General features: G+C 71.7%; 14 protein-coding genes. 10 read left to right on the top strand and 4 right to left on the bottom strand.

Annotated elements, in window-relative coordinates:
- The first annotated feature begins 44 nt into the window (after nt 1-44).
- Nucleotides 45-464 (top strand): TOBE domain-containing protein, encoded by a 420-nt coding sequence (locus ACQP09_RS01135; RefSeq protein WP_432150047.1) that lies wholly within the window; start codon nt 45-47, stop codon nt 462-464.
- Between the two features lie 36 nt (nt 465-500).
- On the opposite strand, the gene ACQP09_RS01130 is transcribed toward ACQP09_RS01135, so the two are convergent.
- Nucleotides 501-983 carry a molybdopterin-dependent oxidoreductase gene (locus tag ACQP09_RS01130; protein ID WP_433395204.1) on the bottom strand — a complete coding sequence of 161 codons (483 nt, stop codon included), beginning with the start codon at nt 981-983 and terminating at the stop codon, nt 501-503.
- 186 nt (nt 984-1,169) lie between these two features.
- On the bottom strand, nt 1,170-1,580 hold the full coding sequence (locus ACQP09_RS01125) for a TOBE domain-containing protein (RefSeq protein WP_432150045.1): 411 nt from the start codon (nt 1,578-1,580) through the stop codon (nt 1,170-1,172).
- A gap of 285 nt (nt 1,581-1,865) precedes the next feature.
- Here ACQP09_RS01125 and ACQP09_RS01120 point away from each other — a divergent pair, with 285 nt between their 5' ends.
- The 8 genes from ACQP09_RS01120 (at nt 1,866) to ACQP09_RS01085 (ending at nt 22,111) form a co-directional block, all read left to right on the top strand.
- On the top strand, nt 1,866-3,197 hold the full coding sequence (locus tag ACQP09_RS01120) for a lysine N(6)-hydroxylase/L-ornithine N(5)-oxygenase family protein (protein WP_433395203.1): 1,332 nt from the start codon (nt 1,866-1,868) through the stop codon (nt 3,195-3,197).
- Nucleotides 3,198-3,289: 92 nt separating this feature from the next.
- Complete coding sequence (locus tag ACQP09_RS01115) at nt 3,290-4,348, top strand: FecCD family ABC transporter permease (protein ID WP_433395201.1); 1,059 nt, start codon at nt 3,290-3,292, stop codon at nt 4,346-4,348.
- Between the two features lie 26 nt (nt 4,349-4,374).
- On the top strand, nt 4,375-5,454 hold the full coding sequence (locus ACQP09_RS01110) for a FecCD family ABC transporter permease (protein ID WP_433406447.1): 1,080 nt from the start codon (nt 4,375-4,377) through the stop codon (nt 5,452-5,454).
- Nucleotides 5,455-5,528: 74 nt separating this feature from the next.
- The gene (locus ACQP09_RS01105; RefSeq protein WP_433395199.1) at nt 5,529-6,392 is read left to right on the top strand and encodes an ABC transporter ATP-binding protein; all 864 of its coding nucleotides are present in this window, start codon (nt 5,529-5,531) and stop codon (nt 6,390-6,392) included.
- Between the two features lie 151 nt (nt 6,393-6,543).
- Nucleotides 6,544-7,593 carry an iron-siderophore ABC transporter substrate-binding protein gene (locus ACQP09_RS01100; protein WP_433395198.1) on the top strand — a complete coding sequence of 350 codons (1,050 nt, stop codon included), beginning with the start codon at nt 6,544-6,546 and terminating at the stop codon, nt 7,591-7,593.
- A gap of 46 nt (nt 7,594-7,639) precedes the next feature.
- Complete coding sequence (locus ACQP09_RS01095) at nt 7,640-9,427, top strand: ABC transporter ATP-binding protein (RefSeq protein ID WP_433395197.1); 1,788 nt, start codon at nt 7,640-7,642, stop codon at nt 9,425-9,427.
- A gap of 57 nt (nt 9,428-9,484) precedes the next feature.
- Complete coding sequence (locus ACQP09_RS01090; protein ID WP_433395195.1) at nt 9,485-20,398, top strand: amino acid adenylation domain-containing protein; 10,914 nt, start codon at nt 9,485-9,487, stop codon at nt 20,396-20,398.
- Between the two features lie 9 nt (nt 20,399-20,407).
- Nucleotides 20,408-22,111 (top strand): ABC transporter transmembrane domain-containing protein, encoded by a 1,704-nt coding sequence (locus ACQP09_RS01085; protein WP_433395193.1) that lies wholly within the window; start codon nt 20,408-20,410, stop codon nt 22,109-22,111.
- A 66-nt stretch (nt 22,112-22,177) separates the two neighbouring features.
- On the opposite strand, the gene ACQP09_RS01080 is transcribed toward ACQP09_RS01085, so the two are convergent.
- Nucleotides 22,178-23,308: an alpha/beta hydrolase-fold protein gene (locus ACQP09_RS01080; protein ID WP_433395191.1), complete on the bottom strand. Its 1,131-nt coding sequence runs from the start codon at nt 23,306-23,308 to the stop codon at nt 22,178-22,180.
- A 150-nt stretch (nt 23,309-23,458) separates the two neighbouring features.
- On the opposite strand from ACQP09_RS01080, the gene ACQP09_RS01075 reads away from it, so the two are divergent.
- Nucleotides 23,459-24,142, top strand: coding sequence for a helix-turn-helix domain-containing protein (locus ACQP09_RS01075; protein WP_433395190.1), 684 nt, complete (start codon nt 23,459-23,461; stop codon nt 24,140-24,142).
- A gap of 27 nt (nt 24,143-24,169) precedes the next feature.
- On the opposite strand, the gene ACQP09_RS01070 is transcribed toward ACQP09_RS01075, so the two are convergent.
- A complete protein-coding gene (locus ACQP09_RS01070) occupies nt 24,170-25,060 on the bottom strand; it encodes a universal stress protein (protein ID WP_433395188.1) in 891 nt (296 codons plus the stop codon).
- Nucleotides 25,061-25,240 lie beyond the last annotated feature (180 nt).

Here is a 25,240-nt window from a genome sequence, read left to right as displayed (position 1 = left end):
CAGGAGATACCTGGCATTTCGCTATGAATTCGAGGCACCGCTCCATGAGTTTGAGCATCCGTAACCAGATCCCCGGCACGGTCACCTCCGTCACCGCGGGCGAAGTCATGGCCACCGTGAAGGTCCGGCTGGTGGGAGGCCAGGAGATCACGGCCGCGATCACGCTCGAAGCCGTCAAGGAGCTCGGTCTTGCGGAAGGAACGTCCGTACGCACGCTCGTGAAGTCCACCGAGGTGTCCCTCGCCACCGGCACGGTCGACGGCCTGAGCATCCGCAACCGGATCCCGGGCACCGTCACCGACGTATCCACCGGCGGCGCCATGGCGAGCGTCAAGGTCTCCGTCGAGGGCGGCGAGCTGACCGCCGCGATCACCAAGGACGCGGTGGCCGATCTGGACCTCGCGGCCGGAGTGCCGGTGCTGGCCCTGATCAAGTCGACCGAGGTCTCCCTGGCAGCCGCCTGATCCCCAGCCGGGCCGGACACGTCCCGGCCGCGCGGTTCAGCCCAGCCGCGGCCACGCTCCGACCCAGACCCGGGTGATGGCGCTGATGTAGCGCGCCCCGCACCGGTCGACGGGCACCACCAGCTGGCTGCCGGCCGTGTCCAGGTCCTCGCCGTCCATCCGGGTGGCCAGCAGGACGGGCGCGTCGCCGAAGTCGGCGTCGATCTCCGCCCAGGCCAGGACGGTGTGGTGCCCGTCGCCACCGGAGACCGCCAGCGCGAACCGCGACCGGTCCTTGCGTCGGCGGGCGTCGAAGAGCGGACGCGCGTCGAGCGCGACCTCCCGCAGCAGAGGCCCCTCGAACGCGTGCCGCTGCGGCCCGCTGGTAGCGCAGTCGAAGACGACCTCCGCCCGGTGCTGCTCCCATCCGTCGCGCAGGTCGCGCACGGTCAGGGTGGCGGGCCGGCCGACATCGCCCAGTACCGCGAGCGACGCGAGCCGGGTGGCAGGCGTGCGGTGTGACGTACCGGGTCGGCTCATGGAATCCTCCGTCGGACGGCCCGCGCGGCGGCTGCCAGGGAGGTATGCCCAGGAACCGTTCCGTCGAAGCGTTCCTGCGAGGCGATATCCGGCTTCGGCCTCGCTTCTGTGAGCCACCGGCGAAGTTCTGCCTCACACCTGCTCTTCGAGGTGCTGGTGCACGCAGTGCATCGACCCGGGCGCGAATCAGCCCTGATGCCCAGGGCGGTCGATGTGTACGTTGGTCGACTTCACCCGTGCCGTCGCCAGCACGCCCACCTCCAGGCCGAGTTCCTCCACGGACTCGCGGCTGATAAGCGAAACGAGCCGGTGCGGACCCGACTGGATCTCCACCTGGGCCACGATGTCGTCCATCGTGACAGCGGTGACGATCCCGGCGAACGAGTTCCGTACCGACGTCAGAGCTCCGCCGTCGGGCACAGGATGGAGGCCCGCCGCCCGTTCCGTGGCGAAGGCCGCCAGGCTGACACCGTCGATCACCCGGTTGCCCGAGCTGCCCCGGTCCATCGCGAGGTGACCGCTGTCCGCCCAGCGGCGAACGGTTTCCGGACTCACGGCCAGCAGCTCTGCGGCCTGGCCAATGCTGTACGAAGGCACTCCCGCACTCTAGAGCCTGCCCGAGACCGAGGGCGGCACCGGGCGCCTGCGGCATGGGGCGGGTCACATTCGGTGACTAATGGCTCACCTCGTTCGATAACACAGCTGCTCAGAAGCCTAGTTGACGGAGTGTCAGTCTCCGGATATCCACCTGGCCCTATCGACAGCATCGATCGAATCAGCTTAGGCTCACCTAAGTTCGGGTAGGCGCGCTCTGTCGGCGTGCCCGTCCGCCCTACCGTCCCCCGCGCCTGACAGGCGGCTTTCCCGCACGATGGGAGTGACATGTCACAGGTTCATCCTGGCGACGCACCACTGGTCCACGACCTCATCGGAATCGGCTTCGGCCCCTCCAATGTGGCCATGGCGATCGCGCTCAGAGAGCACAACACACGCGTCGGCGGGCAGGCGCCGGTCACCGCTCGCTTCTTCGAGCAGCAGCAGAGCTTCGGCTGGCACCGCGGCATGCTGATCGACGACGCCACGATGCAGGTCTCGTTCCTCAAAGACCTGGTGACGCTCCGAAACCCGGCGAGCGAGTACAGCTTCCTCTGCTACCTGCAGAGCAGGGGCCGGCTCATCGACTTCATCAACCACAAGAACCTCTTCCCCCTCCGCGTGGAGTTCCACGACTACTTCGAGTGGGCCGCGGCCAAGGTCGACGACATGGTCTCGTACGGACACGAGGTCGTCTCCGTGACGCCGTACGTCCACGACGGCACCGTGGAGTACCTGGACGTGACCGTCCGGTCCGGCGGCGGCCTCGAAGTGCACCGGGCCCGCAACCTCGTCATCGGCACCGGGCTGCGGCCCCTCCTGCCGGAAGGCGTACGGCGCGGCGACCGGGTCTGGCACAACTCCGATCTGCTGCGCAAGGTCGACGGCCTGGAGGGCACCTCGCCCTCGCGGTTCGTGGTCGTGGGCGCCGGGCAGAGCGCCGCCGAGAACGTCGCCTACCTGCACCGCCGCTTCCCCGGGGCCGAGGTCTGCGCGGTCTTCTCCCGCTACGGCTACAGCCCCGCCGACGACAGCAGCTTCGCCAACCGGATCTTCGACCCGGGCGCGGTCGACGACTACTTCGCCGCGCCCGACAGCGTCAAGAGCCAGCTGATGGCCTATCACGGGAACACCAACTACTCCGTGGTGGACATCGACCTGATCGACGACCTGTACCGCCAGATGTACCGGGAGAAGGTCCTCGGCACCGAGCGGCTGCGCTTCCTCAACGTCTCCCGGGTCACCGCCGTCGAGGAGCGGCCCGACAGCGTACGCACCACCGTGAAGTCCCTCGTCACGGGGGAGGAGACGCCTCTGGACGCCGATATCGTTGTCTTCGCCACCGGCTACAGCCCCGCCGACCCGCTGGGCCTCCTCGGCGAGGTCGCCGACCGCTGCCTGACCGACGACGAGGGCCGCGTCCGGGTCGAGCGCGACTACCGCATCGCCACCGACCCCGCTCTGGGCGCCGGCATCTATCTGCAGGGCGGTACGGAGCACACGCACGGCATCACGACGTCCCTGCTGTCCAACACCGCGATACGCGTCGGCGAGATCCTGGACTCCCTGCTCGACCGCAGCGTCAAGTCCACCTCCGACGAGGCCAGCACCGTCGGCTAGCAATCCTGCGGGCGCACCCGGCACCGGGTGCGCCCTCCACGGCCCGGCCGACCATGAGTTCCGGTGGCTCCAGAGGGATAACGTACGTCCATATGAGCACGACTGCAGTCGAGCGCCCCGTGCCCAGGGGTGCAACAGAGGTCCGCCGCGGGCGGGTTGTGGGCTTGGGCACGCTGGGCGCGGTTCTCGCGCTCGCCGCGGCCCTGTCGCTGGCCGTCGGAGCGCGCGCGCTCAGCCCCGCCGAGGTCTGGTACGGGCTGTTCGCCGTGCCGGAGGCCGATCAGCGGCTGACCGAGATCAGGCTCATCGTGGAGACGGTCCGGGTGCCCCGGACCGTCCTCGCGGTCGTGGCGGGGATCGCGCTGGGCGTCGGCGGTGCGCTGATCCAGGGGTACACACGTAACCCCATCGCCGACACCGGGCTGTTGGGCGTGAACACCGGTGCCTCGTTCGCCGTGGTGACGGCGATCGCCGTCTTCGGGTTCACCGATCCGTTCCAGTACGTCTGGTTCGCCTTCGCGGGAGCGGCCCTCGCCGGGGTCGTCGTCTTCGGGCTGGCGAGCATCGGCAGGGGAGCGGGCAATCCGCTGACGCTCGCCCTGGCCGGGCAGGGCATCACGGTCTTCCTGATGGCGATGACCACCGCGGTCGCGCTGACCGACCAGAAGTCGCTGAACGCGCTGCGGTTCTGGAACGCGGGCTCCGTGGCCGGGGTGGGGTTCGACGTCATCTGGCCGGTGAGCGGGTTCATCGGCGTCGGGCTCGTCCTGGCGCTGTCCACGCTGCCCTCCCTCAACCTGCTCAACCTCGGCGACGACGTGGCGCGCGGCCTGGGCGTGAACCTCGTGCTGAGCCGGGCCGTCGGCATCGTCGCCATCACCCTGCTGGCGGGCGCGGCCACGGCGGCGTGCGGGCCGATCGCCTTTCTCGGGCTGATGGTCGCCCATGTGGCCCGGTATCTGACGGGGCCCGACTACCGCTGGCTGGTGCCGTACGCGGGTCTGCTCGGCGCGGTCGTCCTGCTGGTCTGCGACATCGTGGGGCGCCTGGTGGTACGCCCCGGTGAGCTGGAACCCGGTGTCGTGGTCGCCCTCCTCGGCGCCCCGTTCTTCGCGGTTCTCGTCTGGCGAGGAAAGTTCAAGAGCGCATGAGCAGAACAGATATGAGCGGGACGGATATGAGCGGGACAGGCGTGAGCGGGCCGACGGTGAAGGCCGCGCTGACGCCGGGCATCCGGGTCGGCCGGGTGTCGTTCGTCTGGCGGCCCTGGCTCGTCCTGGTCACGCTGGTGCTGGCGGCCGCCGCCTTCCTGGTGTTCTGCCTCTCCATCGCTGTCGGGGACTTCCCGATCGGCCTCTCGCGGGTGATCGCCACGCTGCTCGGCCAGGGCGAACCGGTCGACGAGTTCGTCGTGATGGACCTGCGGATGCCGCGCGCGCTGGCCGGCCTCGTCGTGGGCATCGCGCTGGGCGTCTCCGGGGCCATCACGCAGTCCGTCGCGCGCAATCCGCTCGCCAGCCCCGACATCCTCGGGATCACCAGCGGTGCCAGTGCCGTCGCGGTGTTCCTGGTGACGGTGTCGGGCGGGGCCGCCGCGGCGGTCGTCGGCTCGGTGGGCCTCTCGGCGGCGGCGCTGCTGGGCGGCCTCGGCACCGGGCTGCTGGTCTACTTCCTGGCGTGGCGGCGCGGGGTCGACGGCTTCCGGCTCATCCTCATCGGCATCTCGGTGAGCGCCGTGATGCAGGCGATCACGACCTGGTTGCTGGTGTCGGCCGACATCAGGGATGTGGCCCGGGCGCAGGCGTGGCTGGTCGGTTCGCTGGACGGCCGGTCGTGGAACGAGGTCGAGATCGCGTTCTGGGGCTCGCTGGTCCTGTTCGTCGTGGTGGCCGCCGCCGCGTTCCCGTTCAAGCCGATGCACCTCGGTGACGACGTGGCCGCCGGACTGGGTGTCCGGCACACCAGGGTGCGGGCCGTCCTCCTGCTGTGCGCGGTGCTGCTGGCGGCGGTGGCGGTGAGCGCGGCGGGGCCCGTGCCGTTCGTCGCGCTGGTGGCGCCGCAGGTGGCGATGCGGCTGGCGAGGTGCCCGACGCCGCCGATGGTGGCGTCCGGCGTGCTGGGAGCGCTGCTGCTGATCGGTTCGGACCTCATCGCACGGACGGCACTGCCGGTCACCCTTCCGGTCGGCGTGGTCACCGCCGCGATCGGCGGTCCGTTCCTCGTCTATCTGCTGGTACGGGCGAACCTCCGCCGGTGATCCGCGCGCGAGGCCCCGAGGCGAACTCCCGCCCGAGGCAATAAGGTTAGGTGAGCCTAAATCAAGGGGTGCTTGTGGTCGCGCAGTTCATCACCGAGACCCGGACCGGCGCCGGGGCCGTCTCCCGGCTGGCGGCGAGAGGCGTCACCGTCGGCTACGGCGGCCGGGCGGTCATCGACGATCTCGACGTGGAGATCCCGCCGGGCGTGGTCACCACCATCATCGGCCCCAACGGCTGTGGAAAATCAACACTGTTGAGGACTCTGACGCGGCTGCTCAAACCGGCCGGCGGGACGGTCGTGCTGGACGGCGAGGACATCGCCCGGCTGCGGACCAGGGACGTGGCCAAGAAGCTCGGTCTGCTTCCGCAGGCGCCCGTGGCGCCCGAGGGTCTGACGGTGGGCGACCTGGTGGCCCGGGGACGGCATCCGCACCAGAGCTGGCTGCGGCAGTGGTCCTCGGACGACGCCGGTGTCGTGGAGCGCGCCCTGGCCATGACCGGAGTGGCCGACCTGGCCGACCGGACGGTCGACTCGCTCTCCGGCGGCCAGCGTCAGCGTGTCTGGATCTCGATGACCCTGGCCCAGGGCACCGACCTGCTGCTGCTGGACGAGCCGACCACCTATCTGGACCTCGCGCACGCCATCGACGTGCTCGACCTGGTGGACGACCTGCACGAGTCCGGGTGCACCGTGGTCATGGTGCTGCACGACCTCAACCTCGCCACGCGTTACAGCGACAACCTCATCGTGATGCGCGGGGGTGCGATCCTGGCGCAGGGCCATCCGCGTGAGGTGATCACCGCCGAGTTGCTGCGCGAGGCCTTCGGGCTGCAGGCCAAGGTGATCGACGATCCGGTCGGTGACCGGCCGCTCATCGTGCCGATCGGACGGGCGCACGTCCGGCTCGAACCGGTGAGCGACGCACCCGTGAAGTAAGGCCTGGACCAGGGGAGTTGGTGTTTCGGTCAACTCGATCCGGACGAGGGAAAGTTTCCAAGTAAGGCTAGGCTGGCCTCACTTGGCGGGATAAGGTTTGCTCGCCCTCACACAGGGGCGCAGTGGACAGCGCGACAGCAAGGGATTCCGGATGCTTCTCCATCGAACGACGCTCGCTCAGCCGTGGCGGCGGCTGGCCGCGGCACTCTCCGTCGCGACCCTCGGCGTCGGCCTCCTCACGGGATGCGGTTCCGACACGGAGGCGAAGAAGAGCGACGACGCCCCGGCCGCCGACGCCGGCGCGTTCCCGGTCACGGTGGAGCACGCGTTCGGATCCACGAAGGTCGAGAAGGCCCCCCAGCGCGTCGTCTCCGTGGGCTACACGGACGACCAGGCCATCCTCGCCTTCGGCATCAAGCCGGTCGGCATGGTCGACCAGTACCCGAACCCGGTGGGCCAGACCCCCGACATCAACACCCAGTGGCCCTGGGTCAAGGACAAGTGGGGCGACACCCGCCCCGAGGTCGTCATGAACAACGGCGACGCGGGCCCCAACTTCGAGAAGATCGCCTCCCTCCGCCCGGACCTGATCATCGCGGTCTACTCCGAGGTCGACCAGGCCGCCTACGACAAGCTCTCCAAGATCGCGCCGACCGTCGGCCGCACCAAGGCCGAGAAGGAGCCCTTCAGCGCTCCCTGGCAGGACAACGCGGTCCACATCGCCAAGGCGCTCGGCAAGGAGACCGAGGGCAAGGAGCTGGTGAAGGGCATCCAGGACAAGCTGGACGCGGCCAAGAAGGACAACCCCGCCTTCGCCGAGCAGAAGGCCGTCGCGCTCTCCTGGTACAAGGGTGCGGTGTACCCGTTCACCTCCACCGATGTGCGCGGCCAGCTGGTCACCGGTGCCGGCTTCGGCTACCAGACCGAGATCGACAAGATCGCCGACGGCAAGTTCTCCACCGAGCTGTCGCCCGAGCGCATCGACCTGATCGACGTGGACCGCATCTTCGTCATCAACGACAAGGCGGACACCGAGGCGCTCAAGAAGTTCGAGCTCTTCGCCAACCTGCCCGCCGTCAAGAACGGCAACGTCTCCTACCTCCTGGACAGCGAGGGCCCGGCGATCGGGGCCGCCATGTCCCAGGGCACGCTGCTCTCCCTGCCGTACGCGGTCGACGAGCTGGTCAAGGCGGCCAAGTAGCGATGACGCCCGCACCGCCCTCCCCCCACCGAGAACTGGCGATGGTGTGACAGTCACCGACACCCCCGCGGCCCTGACGAAGTTGCGTACGGCGACGGGGAGGGAGGCCACCGGCTGGGTGGCGGCACACTGCCGCCGCGCCCCGTGGCTGACCTTCTCCACCGTGGTCACCACCGTGGCCGGCGCGGCCCTCCAGGTGGTCCCGGTGCTCCTGCTGGGCCGGGTGGTCGACGGGGTGGTCGGCGGCGAACCACGCTCGGTGCTCGTCACCGTCGGCGTGCTGATGGGGGCCGCCGCGCTGCTCGGCGCGGCGGCCACCGCGGCCTCCACGTACCTGATCGGACGGCTGGGCGCGGAGCTGCTCGCGCAGCTGCGGGAGAGCGCCGTACGGGCCGTGCTCGGCATGCCGAGCGCCCGCGTCGAACAGGTCGGCCGCGGCGATGTGCTCTCCCGGGTCGGCGACGACGTGGCCGTGCTCTCCAAGGGCATCCGGCAGGCCATTCCCACGGTGTTCTCGGCCGGCGTGCTGGTGGCCATCGCCACGCTCGGCATGTTCGGCCTGGACTGGCGGCTCGGCCTGGCCGGGGCCTGCGCGCTCCCGGCGTACGCCTTCGCCCTGCGCTGGTACCTGCCCCGGTCCGCGCCCCTCTACCGCAGCCAGCGCATCGCCCAGGCCGACCGCGCGCAGGCGCTGATCAGCGGCCTCAACGGGATAGACACCGTACGGGCGTACCGCCTGGAGGGCGACGTCCGCGAGAAGGTCACCGCCGAGTCGTGGCGGGTGCGCAACCTCGGCATCGAGGTGTTCCGGTTCTTCGGCCGGTTCGTCGGCCGGGAGAACCGCGCCGAGTTCATCGGCCTCGTCCTGATCCTGGTGGTCGGGTACGCCCTGCTGGAGGCCGACGCGGCCACGCTCGGCGAGGTCTCGGCCGCCCCGCTGATGTTCCACCGGCTGTTCACGCCGCTCGGCGCCATCATGTTCACCTTCGACGAGGCCCAGAAGTCCGGAGCCAGCCTCACCCGTCTGGTCGGCGTGCTGGCGGAGCCGGCGGAGGAGCGCCTGGTCGGCGACGCGTCCGTCGCCCGGGCCGAGGCCGTGCCGTACGCGGTGACCGTGGAGGACCTGACCTTCAGCTATCCCGACACCGAGGAACCGGTCCTGCGCGAGGTCGACCTGTCCATTCCGGCCGGTGGTTCGCTGGCGCTGGTGGGCGCGACGGGCGCCGGCAAGTCGACGCTCGCCGCGCTGATCGCCGGCATCGGAACCCCGCAGACCGGGACCGTACGCATCGGCTCACGGGACCTCGCCGGGCTCGACGAGGCCGAGGCGCGGTCCCTGGTGAGCATCCTGACCCAGGAGACGCACGTCTTCTCCGGGCCGCTCGCCGACGATCTGCGTCTCGCCGCACCCGAGGCGAGCGACGAGGAGCTGATGGAGGCGGTGCGGACCGTCGGCGCCGACGGCTGGGTCGAGCTGCTGCCCGGCGGTCTGCACGCCATGGTCGGCGAGGGCGGAGAGCGCCTGGATGTGACCAAGGTCGCTCAAGTGGCTCTGGCCCGCCTGGTGTTGAGCCGCTCACCGGTGGTCGTGCTGGACGAGTCGACCGCCGAGGCGGGCAGCGAAGGCGCCGCCGAGCTGGAGCGCGCCGTACTGGCCGCCTGTGCGGGCCGTACCACGCTCTTCGTGGCCCACCGGCTGACCCAGGCCATGGCGGCGGACCGGATCGCCGTGCTGGACGCGGGGCGCGTGGTGGAGGAGGGGACGCACGAGGAGCTGGTGGCTCTCGGAGGCATGTACGCGCGTCTGTGGCGTGCGTGGCGCGAGGGAAGTTAGGGCAACCTAAGTAAGGTCAGGCTCACTTGAATGCCTTGGAAGGGTGCTGAGTCTTCGATGACGGAACCGACCGCTCCTCACGTACTTCTCTCTCCCACCCACTTCGCCGATGTGCGCCGGCGGATCGGAGAGTACGGCGACCGGACCATAGCCGAGGCGTGCGCCATCGGCCTGGCGTACTGGGCGACGGGCACCGGCCCCGACGGCATCGATCTCACGCCCGGCACCTCGTTCGCCGATGTCCTCGGCTGGGTCGACAACGGCGGTGGCGGGAAGCCGGGTTGGGGCGTCGCCGACGACAACCTGAGCGTGACGGTTCCCTACGGCGTTCCGCCGGCCGAAGCGCAGCTGGCCCTGGACGACCTGGCCGGCTTCCCGGACCGGCCCGTCGGCACCATCGGTCCCTCCAGCATCGCCGCACGGATCAGGACCCTCGCCCGGTGGAACGACAACCGCGCCGACCGTGCCCGCCCGACCGTCATGGAGCTGTTCCACGAGCAGGCGCGCGCGAGGCCGGACGCCGTCGCGATCGTCGACGAGCACCGCACACTGACCTACCGCGAGGCCGCGGAGAAATCAGCCCAGTTGGCCCACCATCTGATCGAACGCGGCCTCGGCGCCGAACAGGTCGTCGGGATCTCCCTCGGCCGCTCCGCCGACATGGTCATCGGCCTCCTCGCCGTACTCCAGGCAGGCGGCGCGTTCGTCCCGCTCGACCCGCAGTGGCCCGCCGCCCGCAGGGCCGTCGTCATCGAGGACGCCCGGGTCGTGCTCCAGCTCAACAGCTCCGGCGAGTCGGAGGCGGCCGAACCGGACGCCGTCGCCGTCGACCTCGGCCGCTGGGTGTTCGGCTCCCACCCGGCCGACGGACCCGAGGCGACCGTCCACGCCACCTCACTCGCGTACGTCATCTTCACCTCCGGCTCCACCGGCCGGCCCAAGGGGGCGATGATCCATCACGAGGCCATCAGCGAACGCCTGTTGTGGCAGAGGGAGGAGATCCTGCGGTTCGGCCACGACGACGCGTCGCTGTTCAAGGCGCCGCTCTCCTTCGACATCTCCATCAACGAGATCTTCCTGCCGCTGGTCTCCGGCGGCCGGCTGGTGATCCTGCGCCCCGGCGGCGAACGCGACCCGCACCACCTGCTCGGCGTCATCGCCGAACAGCGCGTCACCTTCACCTACCTGGTCTCCTCCATGCTGGACGTCCTCCTGGAGATCGAAGGCGGATCCGGCCGCCTCGACAGCCTGCGCCACGTCTGGTGCGGCGGCGAGGTGCTGACCCCGGAGCTGTACGAGCGGTTCCGCACCCGGCTCGACATCCCCATGTACCACGGCTACGGACCGGCCGAGACGACCATCGGCGTCTCCCACGTCATTTACCGGGGCGAGGCCGAACGCCTGTCGACCTCGATCGGCAGGGCCAACCCCAACACCCAGCTCTATGTGCTGGACGACGAGCTGCGCCCGGTCCCGTTCGGTGTCGGTGGCGAACTGTACGTCGGCGGACTCCTCCTGGGCCGGGGCTACGTCAACGCCCCCGGCCTCACCGCCTCCCGCTTCGTCGCCAACCCCTTCGCCGCCGACGGCTCCCGCCTCTACCGCACCGGCGACCTGGCCCGGTACGCGGCGGACGGCTCGCTGGACTTCCTCGGCCGAGCCGACAACCAGATCAAGATCCGCGGGATGCGGCTGGAGATCGAGGACGTCGAGGCCTCGCTCGCCGAACACCCGCGCGTACGGCACAGCTGTGTCGTCGCTCGCAAGAACAGCGCGGGCGGCACCTACCTGGTCGGATACGTCATCCCCTCGGGCGGCGGTGAAGAGCTCACGGCCGACGAGGTGACGGCCTGGGCCACCACCCACATGGTCGAGTACATGGTCCCCGCCCACCTCGTCGTCCTCACCGCGTTCCCGCTCACGGCCAACGGCAAGATCGACCGCAACGCCCTGCCGGAGCCCGCCCGGCCCACCGGCAACCTCGTAGCGCCCACCACCGGGAACGAGCGCCTGGTGTGCGCGGCGGTCGCCGCCGTGCTGCGCATCGACGAAGTCGGCGTCGACCAGGACTTCTTCCAGCTCGGCGGCGACAGCATCCTGGCGATCTCCCTGCTCAGCGCCCTGCGCGAGGCCGGCCTCCACGTCACGGCACGCCAGATCTTCACCCACACCACCGTCGGCGCGCTGGCCGCGGTGGCGAGCCGCGACGACGTCTCCACCGTGGACCACGCCGACACCGCGACCGGCACCGGCGTCGGCTCGCCCATCGTGCAGTGGCTCGGCGAGACCACCGACGCGATCGACGGCTTCGTCCAGTCGCTCGTCCTCAACACTCCGGCCGAGCTGACCGCCGAAGGACTCGACGCCGTCCTCGCCGCTCTCCTCGACCGCCACGACATGCTCCGCGCCCGGCTGGTGCGCGGTGAACTCTGGAGCTTCGACATCCCGCCGGCCGGACAGGCCGCCGTGGAGTGGCAGGAGAGCGACCGGCCGCTTGAGGAGTGCGTCGAGCTGGCCACCGAAGGACTCGACCCGGACCACGGCGTCATGCTGCGCGCCGTCTGGCGCCGCGCGGAACGCCAACTCGTCCTGGTCGCCCACCATGTGGTGATCGACGGCGTGTCCTGGCGGATCCTCATGGACGACCTGGCCACGGCCTGGCGCCAGTACACCTCGGGCGTCTCCGTCGAACTCCCGCCCGTCGGTACGTCGTTCAGGCGCTGGACCCAGCTCCTCGGCCGCGCACCCTTCGACGCCGACCGCACGTACTTCCAGCGCGCCCTGCCCGCAGCGGACACACCGCTCGGCAGGCGCGCCCTCACCGAGGCCGACACCGTGGCCCGCGAGCGGACCCGGACGGTGGCCGTCGGCCCCGAGGAGACGGCCGCGCTGCTCGGCGAGATCCCCGCCACGTTCCACGCGGGCGTCAACGACGTCCTGCTCACCGCGCTCGCCGTGGCTCTCGCCCGGTGGCGCCGCGACCGTGGCCAGGAGCAGACCTTCGCGCACATCGAGCTGGAAGGCCACGGCCGCGAGGGCCGCTTCGTCGCGGACGCGGCCGGATTCGAACCCGAACTCTCCCGTACGGTGGGCTGGTTCACCACGCTCTTCCCGGTGACCGTGGACCCCGGCACCGCATCCGACCTCACCGCACCCGACTACCTCGCCGCCGCCCTCAAGGCGGTCAAGGAAGACCTCGCCCGGGTCCCGAGCAACGGTCTCTCCTACGGCGCCCTGCGCTACCTCACCGGCACCGAATCGACCGGCCCCGCGCCGCAGGTGCTCTTCAACTACCTGGGCCGCTTCGACGCCGGAGCCGCCGGAGACTGGCAGCTCGCGGGAACGACGGGGCAGTTGGGCGAAAGGCGCGATCCGAGGATGCGCCTGCCGCGTGCCCTGGAGTTCAACGCCATCGCCGAGCCGGACGCCGACGGCGCGTACGAACTCGTCACCACCATCTCCTGGCCCGAAGGCGTCTTCACCGATACGGACATCACCACGCTCGGTACGTACTTCGGCGCGGCCCTCTCCACGCTCGCCGCGCTCGACGAAGGTGGCCCCACGCCCAGCGACTTCCCGCTCGTGCCGCTGCTCACCCAGGCCGACGTGGACGACCTGGACAGCGAGCGGCTGCGGGACATCCTCCCGCTGACGCCACTCCAGGAAGGCCTCTACTTCCACTCGGTCTTCGACGACGACGCCACGGGAAGCTACGTCGAGCAGCAACTGCTCACGCTCCGGGGCGAGGTGGACGCCGACCGGCTCGCGGCCGCTGCCACCCGGCTGCTGACGCTCTACCCCAACCTCGCCGCCCGCTTCACCGCGCTGGCCGACGGCCGGGTCGTCTCGGTCGTCGAGAGCGGCGTCCGCGCGCCCTTCACCACGCTGGACCGCCCCGCCATCACCGACGACGAGATCCGCGACCTCGCCGAGACGGACCGCCGTACCGGGTTCGACCTCGCCACCGGCCCTCTGATGCGCTACACGCTCATCCGCGCCGGAGCCGGCCGCACCGTCCTGGTGCAGACCGTGCACCACATCATCGCCGACGGCTGGTCCGTGCCGCCGATGCTCCGCGCCCTGCTCGCCGAGTACCACGCATCGGGCTCCGTGTACCCGATCGGCGGCTACCACGACTACGTCGGCTGGCTCGCGGACCAGGACCAGGACGAGAGCGACCGTGTCTGGGCCGAGGAACTCGCCGATCTGCCCGGCCCCTCACTCGTCGCCGAGGGCCACACACCCTCCGCGAGGTTCGCCGACATCGCCGCCGAACCCGCCGACGACATCGACATCGCCGCACGGTCGGCGGGCGTGCCGCTGAGCGCGGCCGTCCACAGCGCGTGGGCGGTCACGCTGGGCGGGATCCTGCACGGCCGGGACGTCGTCTTCGGCTCCACCGTCTCCGGGCGCGACGCCGAGGTGCCCGGCATCCGGGACATGGTGGGCCTCTTCATCAACACCATCCCCGTACGCGCCCGTTGGGCCGCCACCGACACCGTGTACGACCTGCTCACCGCGGTGAAGGAGCACCAGAGCACGGTCCTGGCACACCAGCACGTCTCGCTCGCCAGGATCGGCCGACAGGCCGGCGCGGGCTCGCTCTTCGACACCCTGGTGGTGTTCGACGTCGCGACCGACGTGGCCGCGCTGCGCGGCCCGGACGACACCCTCACCATCACCGACATCGTCAACGAGGGTGCCCCGCACTACCCGTTGACGCTCGTCGTCGAGCGGTCGGACGACGGCCGCCCGCGCTTCAAACTCATCTACGACGGTGAGTTGCTGCGCGGGGAGAGCGCCGAGGCGATCCTGCACACCTTCACCCGGACCCTCACCGAGCTGCTGAGCCGCCCGGACGCCCGTGTCGACGAACTGGTCCCCGCCCGGGACCGCGTCCCCGAGCGCGTCACCCCGACGACCCTGGGTGCGCTGTTCGACACCGCCGCACACCGCGACCCGGCGGCCACCGCCGTGACCCAGTGCGCTCTGGACAGCTCCACACGCTCCCAGACGTACGGCGAACTCGGCTCGGCCAAGGACGAGTTGGCATCGGCCCTGCGCGCGGCCGGAGTCCGTCCCGGGCAGCGGGTCGCCGTCGCCGTGCCGCGCTCCCTGGAGCAGGTCGTCGCCCTGGTCGCCGTCGTCACCGCCGGAGGCGCGTACGTACCCCTCGACCTCGCCTATCCGGACGAGCGGCTGGAGTACATCCTCGCCGACGCCGCCCCGCAGGTCGTCCTGGTCGACCGGGAGCAGCGCGACCGCTTCACCGATCTGCTGGAGCGGGCCGGTGTGCGGGCCCGCGTGCTCGTCCAGGGCGAGGACCTACCGCAGGCCGCCGACACCGCCGCGCCGGAGGTGCGCCCGCAGGACCCGGCGTACGTCATCTACACCTCCGGCTCCACCGGCCGGCCCAAGGGTGTCGTCGTCCCGCACTCCGCCGTGGTGGCGCTCCTCGCCAACACCCGGCCGGACATGGACTTCGGGCCGCATGACGTCTGGGTCCAGTTCCACTCCTTCTCCTTCGACTTCGCCGTCTGGGAGCTGTGGGGCGCGCTCGTGCACGGCGGTGAGCTGCTGGTCCCGGAGTACGGACTGACCCGCTCGCCGGTCGACTTCCACCGGCTGGTCCGCGAGCGCGGCGTGACCGTCCTCAACCAAACCCCGTCCGCCTTCCACCAGTTCATCGAGGCCGACCTCCACGCCGACGAACCGGTCACCGCGCTGCGCCGGATCATCTTCGGCGGCGAGGCACTGGACCTCGGACGGCTGCGCGGCTGGGTCGAGCGGCACGGCACCGCGTCGCCCGAGCTGGTCAACATGTACGGCATCACCGAGACCACCGTCCATGTCACGCACCGGGTCCTGACCGACGAGGACTTCGCGCGCTCGACGGACATCAGCCCGATAGGTGGCCCGATTCCCGGTCTGGCCACCTATCTTCTCGACGACCGGCTCCGGCCGGTGCCACCAGGCCGGGTGGGCGCCATCTATGTGGCGGGCGACCAGGTCTCCCTCGGCTATCTCGGCCGCCCCGGCCTCACCGCGAGCCGCTTCGTGGCGAACCCGTTCGCCGGCGACGGCACCCGGATGTACCACACGGGCGACCTCGCGCGGCGGACACTCGACGGCGAGCTGGAGTTCGCGGGCCGCGCCGACGACCAGGTGCAGCTGAAGGGGTTCCGGGTTGAGCTCGGCGAAGTGGAGGCGGCAATCAGGGAGTTGGCGGGCATCGTCGATGCGGCCGTCACGGTGGCGGCCGGCGGTGACCACCTCGTCGCGCATGTCGTGGGCCAGGTGCCCGCCGACCTCACCGCTCTCCTCTCCGCCAAGCTGCCCGTCCACATGGTCCCGGGCCGCGTCCTGCCGCTCGACGCGCTGCCGCTGACGGTCAACGGCAAGCTGGACCGCAAGGCCCTCACCGAGCGCGCGGCCACCACACCACAGAACGCACCGACAGCGCCCAGCGGCTCCCAACTCGCCGCACTCGTCGGCATCTTCGCCGAGGCGCTGCCCGGCGCCACCGTGGACGCCGACACCGACTTCTTCGGCGCCGGCGGCGACAGCATCGTCGCCATCACCGTGATCAACCGGGCCCGCGCACACGGCCTGCCGATCGCACCCCGCGACGTCTTCCTCCTCAAGACCCCGCGCGCCCTCGCCGACCACCTGGCCACCCGTACGCCCCAGGTCGCTCCGGCACCCGTCGCCCGCCGCGAGGACGGCCCGCTGCCGCTCACGCCGATCATCCTGCGCCTGCGCGAGCTGGGTGGATCGCTGACCCGGTTCGCCCAGGCCAGGGCCCTGGCGGCGCCCGACACCGTCAGCCTCGCCGACATCCGGCGCGCCGCCGACGCCGTCGTGGCCGCCCACCCGGCCCTCCGGCTCCGGCTCCACGTCGAGCACGGCGTCTGGGCCCTGCGCACCGAACCCGCCCGCGAGGCCACGGTCACCACCCCGGACACCACCGACGCGACGGCCGCCGCCGACGAGGCCGCCGGACGGCTCGACCCCGAGGCCGGAGACGTCATCGCGTTCTCCTGGCTGGCGGCGAGCCGCACCCTGGTCGTCACCGTGCACCACCTCGCCGTCGACGCGGTGTCCTGGCTGATCCTCCTCGACGACCTGACCACCGCCCTGAACGGCTCCGCTCTGCCGCCGCCGACCACGTCGTACGCCGAGTACGCCGAGGCCCTCGCCGTACGGTCCGCCGCATCCGCCGACGGCCTCGGCCACTGGATCACCACTCTCCAGGCACCACCGCTCCTGCCCACGGACACGACCGCGCCCACGGCCTTGCGCGAGACCACCGTCGTCCTCGCACCCGATATCAGCGACCAGGTCACCCGCACCGCCCCCGCCGCCCTCGGCACCGGCCTCACCGAGCTGCTCTGCGGCGCCCTGCGCGCCGCGCTCACCCACATCCAGCCCGAAGCGGCCCCCACCGACCTGGCGATCGACCTGGAGCGCCACGGCCGGGTCCCGGCGGCGGACCACCACGACTACACCCGTACCGTCGGCTGGTTCACCTCGATCGCCCCCGTACGCCTCACCGCTCACACCGACCCCGTCGCCGCCGCCCGCGAGATCGCCGACCGCCAGCCGGACGAGGAAGGGCACATCGCCTACGGCCGCCTCCGCCACCTCAACCCGCAGACGGCCCCGCTCCTCACCGGCCGCCCCCAGGTCCTCTTCAACTACCTCGGCCGGGGCGGCGAATCGCAGGCCCTGCGCCTCACCGCCGGTGAGCAGCACAGCCCGTACGCCGTCGAGGTCAACGCCTGGACCGACGAGGCTACCGGCAGCCTCCACGCCGCCTTCACCCTCGCCGACGGCATCCCCGACACCATCACCGACCACTGGCTCACCGCCTTGGCACGGATCGGCACCGCCGCCGCGACCGCCGAGCGCACCGCACCGGTCACCCCGCTCCAGCTCGGCCTCTTCTTCCAGGCCCAACTGGCAGGCGCAGCAGGGCATTACGTGGCGCAGAGCTGGTTCACCTTCGACCGGCGGATCGACACCGACGCACTGGCCGAGGCCATGGCGTACGTCATCGCCCGCCACCCGGTCGTCGGCGCAGGCTTCACCACCGACGACGACGGCAACCCGGTCCAACTCCTCAAGGCAGGACGGCGGGTCGACGTCCGCACGGTCGAGCTGACCACGGACGCCGAGGTGGAGGAGGTGCGCACCCGCGACCGTGAGCGCGGCTTCGACCCGGGCGAGCCGCCGCTGATCCGGCTGACCGTGGTCCGGCTGCCCGACGGCCGGGACGGGCTGCTGCTCAGCTACCACCTGCTGCTCTGGGACGGCTGGTCCCGCGAGATCGTGCTGCGCGACCTGTTCGACGCGTACGAGGCCGTCGTCGCGGGCGAGCCGTGGGACGCGGCTCCGGCCGTGCCGAGCTTCGAGGAGTACGCGCGGGAGCTCGCCGCCACGGACCCGGCCGTGTCGGAGCGCTTCTGGGCCGACCACCTGGCCGGGCTGACCGGGCCCACGCTGCTCGCCGGACCGGCCCCCGCTCTCAGCGAGGAGCTGCCGCAACCGCTCACGCACACGCTCTCCGCCGAGCTGACGGATCTCCTGCGCGACGCGGCCCGGGTTCACGGCGTCACGCTGAACTCGGTGCTGACCGGCGCCTTCGGCCTCCTGCTCGGCGCCCGCACCGGCCGGAGCGACGCGGTGTTCGGCGTCACCGTCTCGGGCCGGGAGGGCGAGGGGCACGGCGGCATCGTCGGCGTACTCCTCAACACCGTGCCGATGTGGACCCGGGCCCGGCCCGAGGAGACGGTCGGCACCTACCTGTCCGGGGTGCAGGCGGCGCGGGTCGCGGCGATGGACCACGAGCACCTGGGGCTCGGCGAGATCCAGCGGGCCAGCGGCCACGACACCCTGTTCGACAACCTCTTCGTCCTCCAGAACTTCCTGGACCTGGACGCCTTCGCCGCGATGAACGCCCGCCACGGCATCACCTCCGTCCAGGCGGACGACTCCACGCACTACCCGTACACCTGGGTCGTCACCCCCGGCGACCGGCTCACCGTCAAGCTGGAACACCGCCACGGCGACGCGGCCGCCGCCCGCCTGCTCCTCGGCGACTACCTGCGGGTGCTGGAGGACGTGGCCCGCTCGACGACGGGACGCATGGGCGCCCTGCCGGGACTGGGACCGGTCCCGGAGCCCGCAGAACGTACCGACGTCGGCACCGACACCGTCGTCGACCGCTTCGACCTCGCAGCCGACCGCCATCCGGAACGGATCGCGCTCGTCGCCGACGGCGCGACCCTCACCTTCGCCCAACTCCGCGACCGCAGCCGGGCCGTGGCGGGTGTGCTCGCGCAGCGCGGGATCGGCCCGGAGACGGCCGTGGGCCTGGCGATCCCGCGCTCGCTCGACTGGATCGCCGCACTGTTCGCCGTCCTGCGCGTGGGTGCCGCCTACGTACCGCTGGAGCTGGACCACCCGGACGAGCGCATCGCGACCATCGTCGAGGACGCGAGGCCCGAGGTGATCCTCACGGTGAGCGGTGTGTCACCCCGACTCTCCGGCGAGCTGATCGAACTGGACCGACCGCTGCCGGCCGCCGAGCCGTACGTGACCTTCGCCCCGGACGATCCGGACCGGCTGCGCCACCCCGCGTACACGATCTACACCTCCGGCTCGACCGGGAAGCCCAAGGGCGTGGTGACCGAGTACGCCGGACTCACCAACATGCTGATCAACCATCAGCGCCGCATCTTCGAACCGGTGCTCGCCGAACACGGCCACCGGACCTTCCGGATCGCGCACACCGTGTCGTTCGCCTTCGACATGTCGTGGGAGGAGCTGCTCTGGCTCGCCGACGGCCACGAAGTCCACATCTGCGACGAGGAGTTGCGCCGCGACGCACCCCGCCTCGTCGAGTACTGCGCCGAGCACGCGATCGACGTCATCAACGTGACCCCGACCTACGCGCAGCAGCTCATCGCCGAAGGACTGCTGGACAACCCGCACCAGCGGCCCCCGCTCGTGCTGCTGGGCGGAGAGGCCGTCACGCCGACCCTGTGGTGGCGGCTCGCCGAGACCGAAGGCACGGTCGGCTACAACCTGTACGGGCCCACCGAGTACACCATCAACACCCTCGGCGTCGGCACCTTCGAATGCCAGGACCCGGTGGTCGGCGTGGCGATCGACAACACCGAGGTGTACGTCCTCGACCCCTGGCTGCGACCGCTGCCCGACGGGGCGCCCGGCGAGCTGTACGTTGCGGGCGTCGGCATCGCCCGCGGCTACCTGGGCCAGAGCGCCCAGACCGCGCACCGCTTCGTCGCCTGCCCGTTCGGCGCGCCCGGCGAGCGGATGTACCGGACCGGCGACCTGGTGGTCCGCCGGCCCGACGGGAACATCGTCTACCTGGGCCGTACCGACCAGCAGGTCAAGATCCGGGGCCACCGGGTCGAACTCGGCGAGGTGGAGGCCGTGTTCGCCGCCCATCCGGCGGTCCGGTTCGTGGCCGCGGTCGCCCAGCCCGACCCGCAGGTCGACGGCGCCTACCGGCTGGCCGCCTACCTCGTGCTGGAGGGAGGGGATTTGGCTCAGGTCGCCGCTGAAGTCAGTGCCGGACTACCGGACTTCCTGCGGCCGACCCACTTCGCCCAGGTCGACAGCATCCCGCTGACCGTGAACGGGAAGGCCGACACCAAGGCGCTGCCCGAGGCCCGGCCGCTCGGCGCGCTGACCACGGCGGGGGAGCGCGGACCTTCGGGCGGGACCGAGACCGTGGTCTGCGAGTTCTTCGCCGAGGCACTGGACCTGGACGACGACGAGGTGAGCGCGGTGAGCGATTTCGTCTCCCTCGGCGGACACTCCATGCTGGCGGTGCGGCTGATCGGGCTGCTCCGCCGCGAGTACGGTCCGGTGATCACCATCCGCGACCTGTTCACCCTGCGTACCCCGGAAGCGATCGCCCGCCACCTCGATGAGAACTGACTCCCCTTGATGAAGACTGACACGCAGCGGCCCCGCCACGGCGCCGCCATCCTGCGGACCGCTCTGCGCCGCAACATCGGCGCCATGATCGCGGGCACCGTCCTCATGGGCCTCTACCAGGCGGCCGAGACCGCGTTCCCCATCGCGCTCGGACTGATCGTCGAGCACACGATGCAGGACCGCAGCCTCGGCTCCCTCGGGGTGTCGATCGGCTCGCTCGCCGTGATCATCACGACGGTCTCGCTGTCGTGGCGGTTCGGCATGCGGGTGCTCCAGAAGGCCAACACGACCGAGGCGCACCGCTGGCGGGTCCAGGTGGCGGCCTGCGGGCTCCAACCGGTGGCCAGGGACGACGTGGACGGGCTGAAGTCCGGCGAGATCCTCACCATCGCCACCGAGGACGCCGACCAGACCGCCGACATCATCGAGGTGGTGCCGCTGCTGATCAGCTCCCTGGTCGCGGTGGTCGTCGCGGCGGTCGCGCTGAGCCTGGCCGACCTGCGGCTCGGTCTGCTGGTGATCGTGGGGACCGTCGGCATCCTGTCGATCCTGGCGGTGATGTCCAAGCGGATCGGCTCTAGCACCCAGGTGCAGCAGGCCAAGGTGGCGCGGGCCGGGGCCAAGGTCGCCGACCTCATCATCGGCCTGCGCCCGCTCCACGGCTTCGGCGGCAACCACGCGGCGTTCGGCTCCTACCGCCGGGTCAGCACCGACGCCAAGCGCCAGGCGATCACCGTCGCCAAGGTGAACGGCGCCTACGCGGGCACCGCGCTGGCCCTCAACGCCGTCCTCGCCGCCGCCGTCTCCCTGACGGCGGGCTGGCTGGCGTTCGGCGGCCAGATCTCCATCGGCGAACTGGTGATGGCCGTGGGGCTCGCGCAGTTCATCATGGAACCGCTCAAGATGTTCTCGGAGATGCCCAAGTACGTGATGATCGCCCGCGCCTCCGCCGAGCGCATGGCCCTGGTGCTCTCCGCCCCGCCGGTGACGGTACCGGGTCCCGGACGCCCGGCGCCCGGCGGGGACCTGGAGGTCGACAACGTACGCCATGGAACGCTGCGCGGGCTGAAGTTCACCGTGGCCGCAGGGGAGTTCGTGGCGATCGCCCCCTACCAGCCGCGTGCGGCAGCGGACTTGGCCGCCGTACTCGCGGTGAACGTCCCGCCACCGGCGTACGAGGGAGTGGTCCGGCTCGGCGGTCAGGAGCTGGCGGACCTGTCGGTCGAGGCGGTACGGGAGCACCTGCTGGTGAATCCGTACGACGCGGAGATCTTCGGCGGCACGCTGCGGACCAACATCGACCCGTCGGGCAGCAGCCGTACGCTCCCCGAAGCCGTCGAGGCGTCCATGCTGACCGATGTCGTCGCCCTCCACCGCGACGGGCTCGACTACGCGGTCCGCGACCGCGGGGCCAACCTCTCCGGCGGGCAGCGCCAGCGGCTCTCGCTGGCCCGGGCGCTGGCCGCCGACGCCGATGTGCTGGTCCTGCACAACCCGACGACCGCCGTCGACGCGGTCACCGAGCAGCTCATCGCCCGCAACATCGCGAAGCTGCGGCGGGGCCGGACCACGCTGGTGATCACCAGCAGCCCGGCGCTCCTGGACGCGGCGGACCGGGTGCTGGTCCTGGACGAGGGGGTCGTCACCGCCGAGGACACGCACCGCAACCTGCTCGCGGGCGACGAGGCGTACTGCCTGGCCGTGGCGCGGTAGGCCGTCGGCGGGGGAGGGGCGGGGACCCACCCGCGTACGGCAGCCGCCCCCGCCCCTGCCGACGGCTCAGCCCAGCGCCCAGGCGACATCCCTGAGCAGCGCCTGCCGCCAGCCGGCCCGGTCGTGGTCCGAGGCGGAGCGGGAGACGCGCACGGTGGCACCGGCCCGCTCGGTGAGCGACTCGGTCAGCTCGCAGTGCGGCAGCATCCGCGTCTCGTGCTCGCCCACGTCGAAGGCGCACCGCAGCCGGGACAAGTCGGCTCCGCCGCGCAGGAGTTCGGCGACCGTCCCGCCGACCGGGCCGCCCAGCGGGTCCGGCAGCTCCTCGGCGCCGGGCGCCCACCAGAACGACCCCGACTGACAGGCGATACGGGAGACCAGCCCCGGGAACGCCAGCGCTGCGTACAGCGCGCTCAGCCCGCCCAGGCTCTGCCCGGCGACCACCAGCCGGTCCAGATCGGCCCGGACACCGGATCCGGCCACCAGCGGCAGCAGTTCGTCCCGGACCGCCTCCCACAGCTCCGGGCGGCAGGTGAACTCGGCCTCCCGGTCCTTGGCCGGGAGGAACACCAGCGTGACGGGCTCCGACTCACCGGCGGCCACGGCGGACGCGAAGGCGGTCATCGCCGGATGGAGGTACAGCCAGTCGTCCCCGTCCAGCAGCAGGACCACCGGACCGCCGCCGCCCACCGGATGGACGCGCACGGTCCGCCGCCCGCCGAGCCGCTCGCTGCTCCAGCGCAGCCGGGTCTCCGGGAGCGGCAGGATGTCGTCCGGGCCGACGGCGGGCCAGTGCGGCTGGGGCGGGGCGTCCGGGGTCGCGGCGATGGAGCGGTCGCCGCCCGCCCCGGCCGGGTTGAGCGGGTCTGCGTGGGGTTCGCCGTCCACGAGGAGGCGGTAGGTCACCCGCAGCCGCGCGGGCATGGACACCTCCGCGTACCAGCAGTCCGTCGCGCCCCACCGCCGCAGCGGGACCGGCCCGGACCAGCTCTCGAAGTCCAGATCGGCCGGAGACCCGCGCCACAGGAACAGTGCCGTCCAGCCGTCACCGTCAGGGACCGCCGCAGGGGTGCGCGCCGAGGCCCAGAACGCGTCGGTGCCGGGTTTGCCGGGAAGTCCGATGGGAGCGAAGGGGCTCTCGGCGTCCGGGGCGTCGGAGGAGGCGGAGGAGTCGGAGCCATCGGCCGCGAGGCGCATGAACATCTCCTGGTGGGAGGGGATGGGAAGGGGCGGAGCCCTCATGCATAAGGCGAGCCTAACCTAACGGGCTTCCGGACTGCACGTGGTGCGGGCTCTCGTTAGCGTGGGCACGTAGGGCCCCGCCCCGACGAGCCGAAGGACCACACGATGTCCCGACCACCGCATCCGCCCCGAGGCGACATCGGCCGACGTGTCGCGGCGCGCCGCCTCCAACTCGATCTGACCCGGCAGGACGTGGCCCTGCGGGCGGGCGCCGCACCCGGCTACATCCAGTACGTGGAGGAGCAGTCCGCGACCCCCGGCATCGGCTTCCTCCTCCGGCTCGCCGACGCTCTGGAGACCACGGTCCCGGAGCTGACCGGCGGGACCGTGGACCTGCCGGGCGGACTCGGGCGGGCGGCCCGGCAGGCCCGGATGGTCGAACTCGACGACACCGAATGCCGGCAGCTCCTCGGTGACCACGGCATCGGCCGGGTGGCGCTGACCGGCGGCGACGGCCCCGTCGTCCTTCCGGTCAACTACCAGGTGCTCGACGGCGAGGTCATGTTCCTCACCGGCGACCGCTCCCCGCTCGCCGGAGCGGCGGGCACCGAGATCGCCTTCGAGACCGACCACATCGACGACGCCTTCAGCAAGGGCTGGAGCGTGCTGCTCGTCGGAACCGTCCGGGCCGTGGAGGACGAGGACGAAGCGCGCCGCCTCCGGGAGACGGCGTACTCGGCGCCCTGGGCGGGGGAGGGCCGGGAATACGTCATGGTCCTCACGCCCCGCCGCACCACCGGCCGCCGGATCATCGTGGACGACGCCCCGGAGGATGCCGCTCCCCGCTGAGCGGGACGGCGGGCGAGGATGTACGGCTCACTCGAAGGGCACGACCGCGACCGGGGTCGGGCTGTGGTGGATCGCGGCGTGCGCGACATGGCCGAGGTGCGGGCCCACCGGCGAACGCCGGCTGCGCCGCCCCACCACCAGCAGCGCGGCGCTCCGGTCCCCGTCGACCAGCTCGGCCGCCGCGGACCCGGCCACCGCCCGCTCGGTCACCCGGACGGCCGGGAACCTGGACCGCCAGGGCCGCACCATCCCGGCCAGGCCGTCGGCGGCCTTCCGGCCGAGGCCGCTGCCGACGCCTGGGTCCAGGACGGCCGTGTACCCGTACGCCGGAGGCGGGGACCAGCTGTGCACGATCCGCAGCTCCTCGTCCCTGCGGGCCGCCTCACCGAAGGCGAAGGCGAGCAGCGGATCGCACGGCTGATCGATGTCGACGCCCAGGACGATGCCCGAGCGCGCGCCGCCGGGGTCGTCCCCGCCCGTGCCGCGCACCCCGGACGGGGGCGGCCCCGACCGTACGAGCACCACCGGCCGCCGCGCCCGGCCGACGACGGCGAGCGACACCGAGCCGATCAGGAAGCCCACCACACCGCCGAGCCCGCGCGATCCGAGCACGGTCACCTCGGACTCGTCGGCGGCGGCGGTCAGTTCGGCCGGTGCCCGGCCTCGGGCCATCTCGGTGGTCACATCGAGGCCGGGGTGGTCGTCCCTGACCCGGTCGGCGGTGGCGCGCAGCAGGCTCCCGTACCGCTCGACCGGTGATGCGGCGGAGAGCACCGGCACCTCCGCGGTGACCGGCCACTCCTCCACATGGACGAGGCGCAGCGGAACGCCGAGCAGGGCGGCCTCCTCCGCGGCCCACAGCGCCGCCGCGAGGCTCTCGGGTGACTCGTCCATTCCGACGGTGACATGCGGGGTCATGGCCAAAGCCTCCTCGGTACGCGGGACTCCGGGTGCGGAACCCTGCGTCCACCCTCCCCGCGTCGGCGCCCGCCCGGCGAGGGGCCGAGAGGGCCGGATCGGGGCCGAAGGACCCATGCGCGGCGGCCGTGCCCCGGTGCGACGGTGGAGAGGCAGCCCCCGGCCACCCCGGGCCCCGGG

The organism is Streptomyces sp. CA-146814 (assembly GCF_050942385.1).
GTDB lineage: Bacteria > Actinomycetota > Actinomycetes > Streptomycetales > Streptomycetaceae > Streptomyces.
The sequence above is the reverse complement of the archived record's forward strand: the minus strand, read 5'-3'. Positions and strand labels throughout refer to the sequence as shown.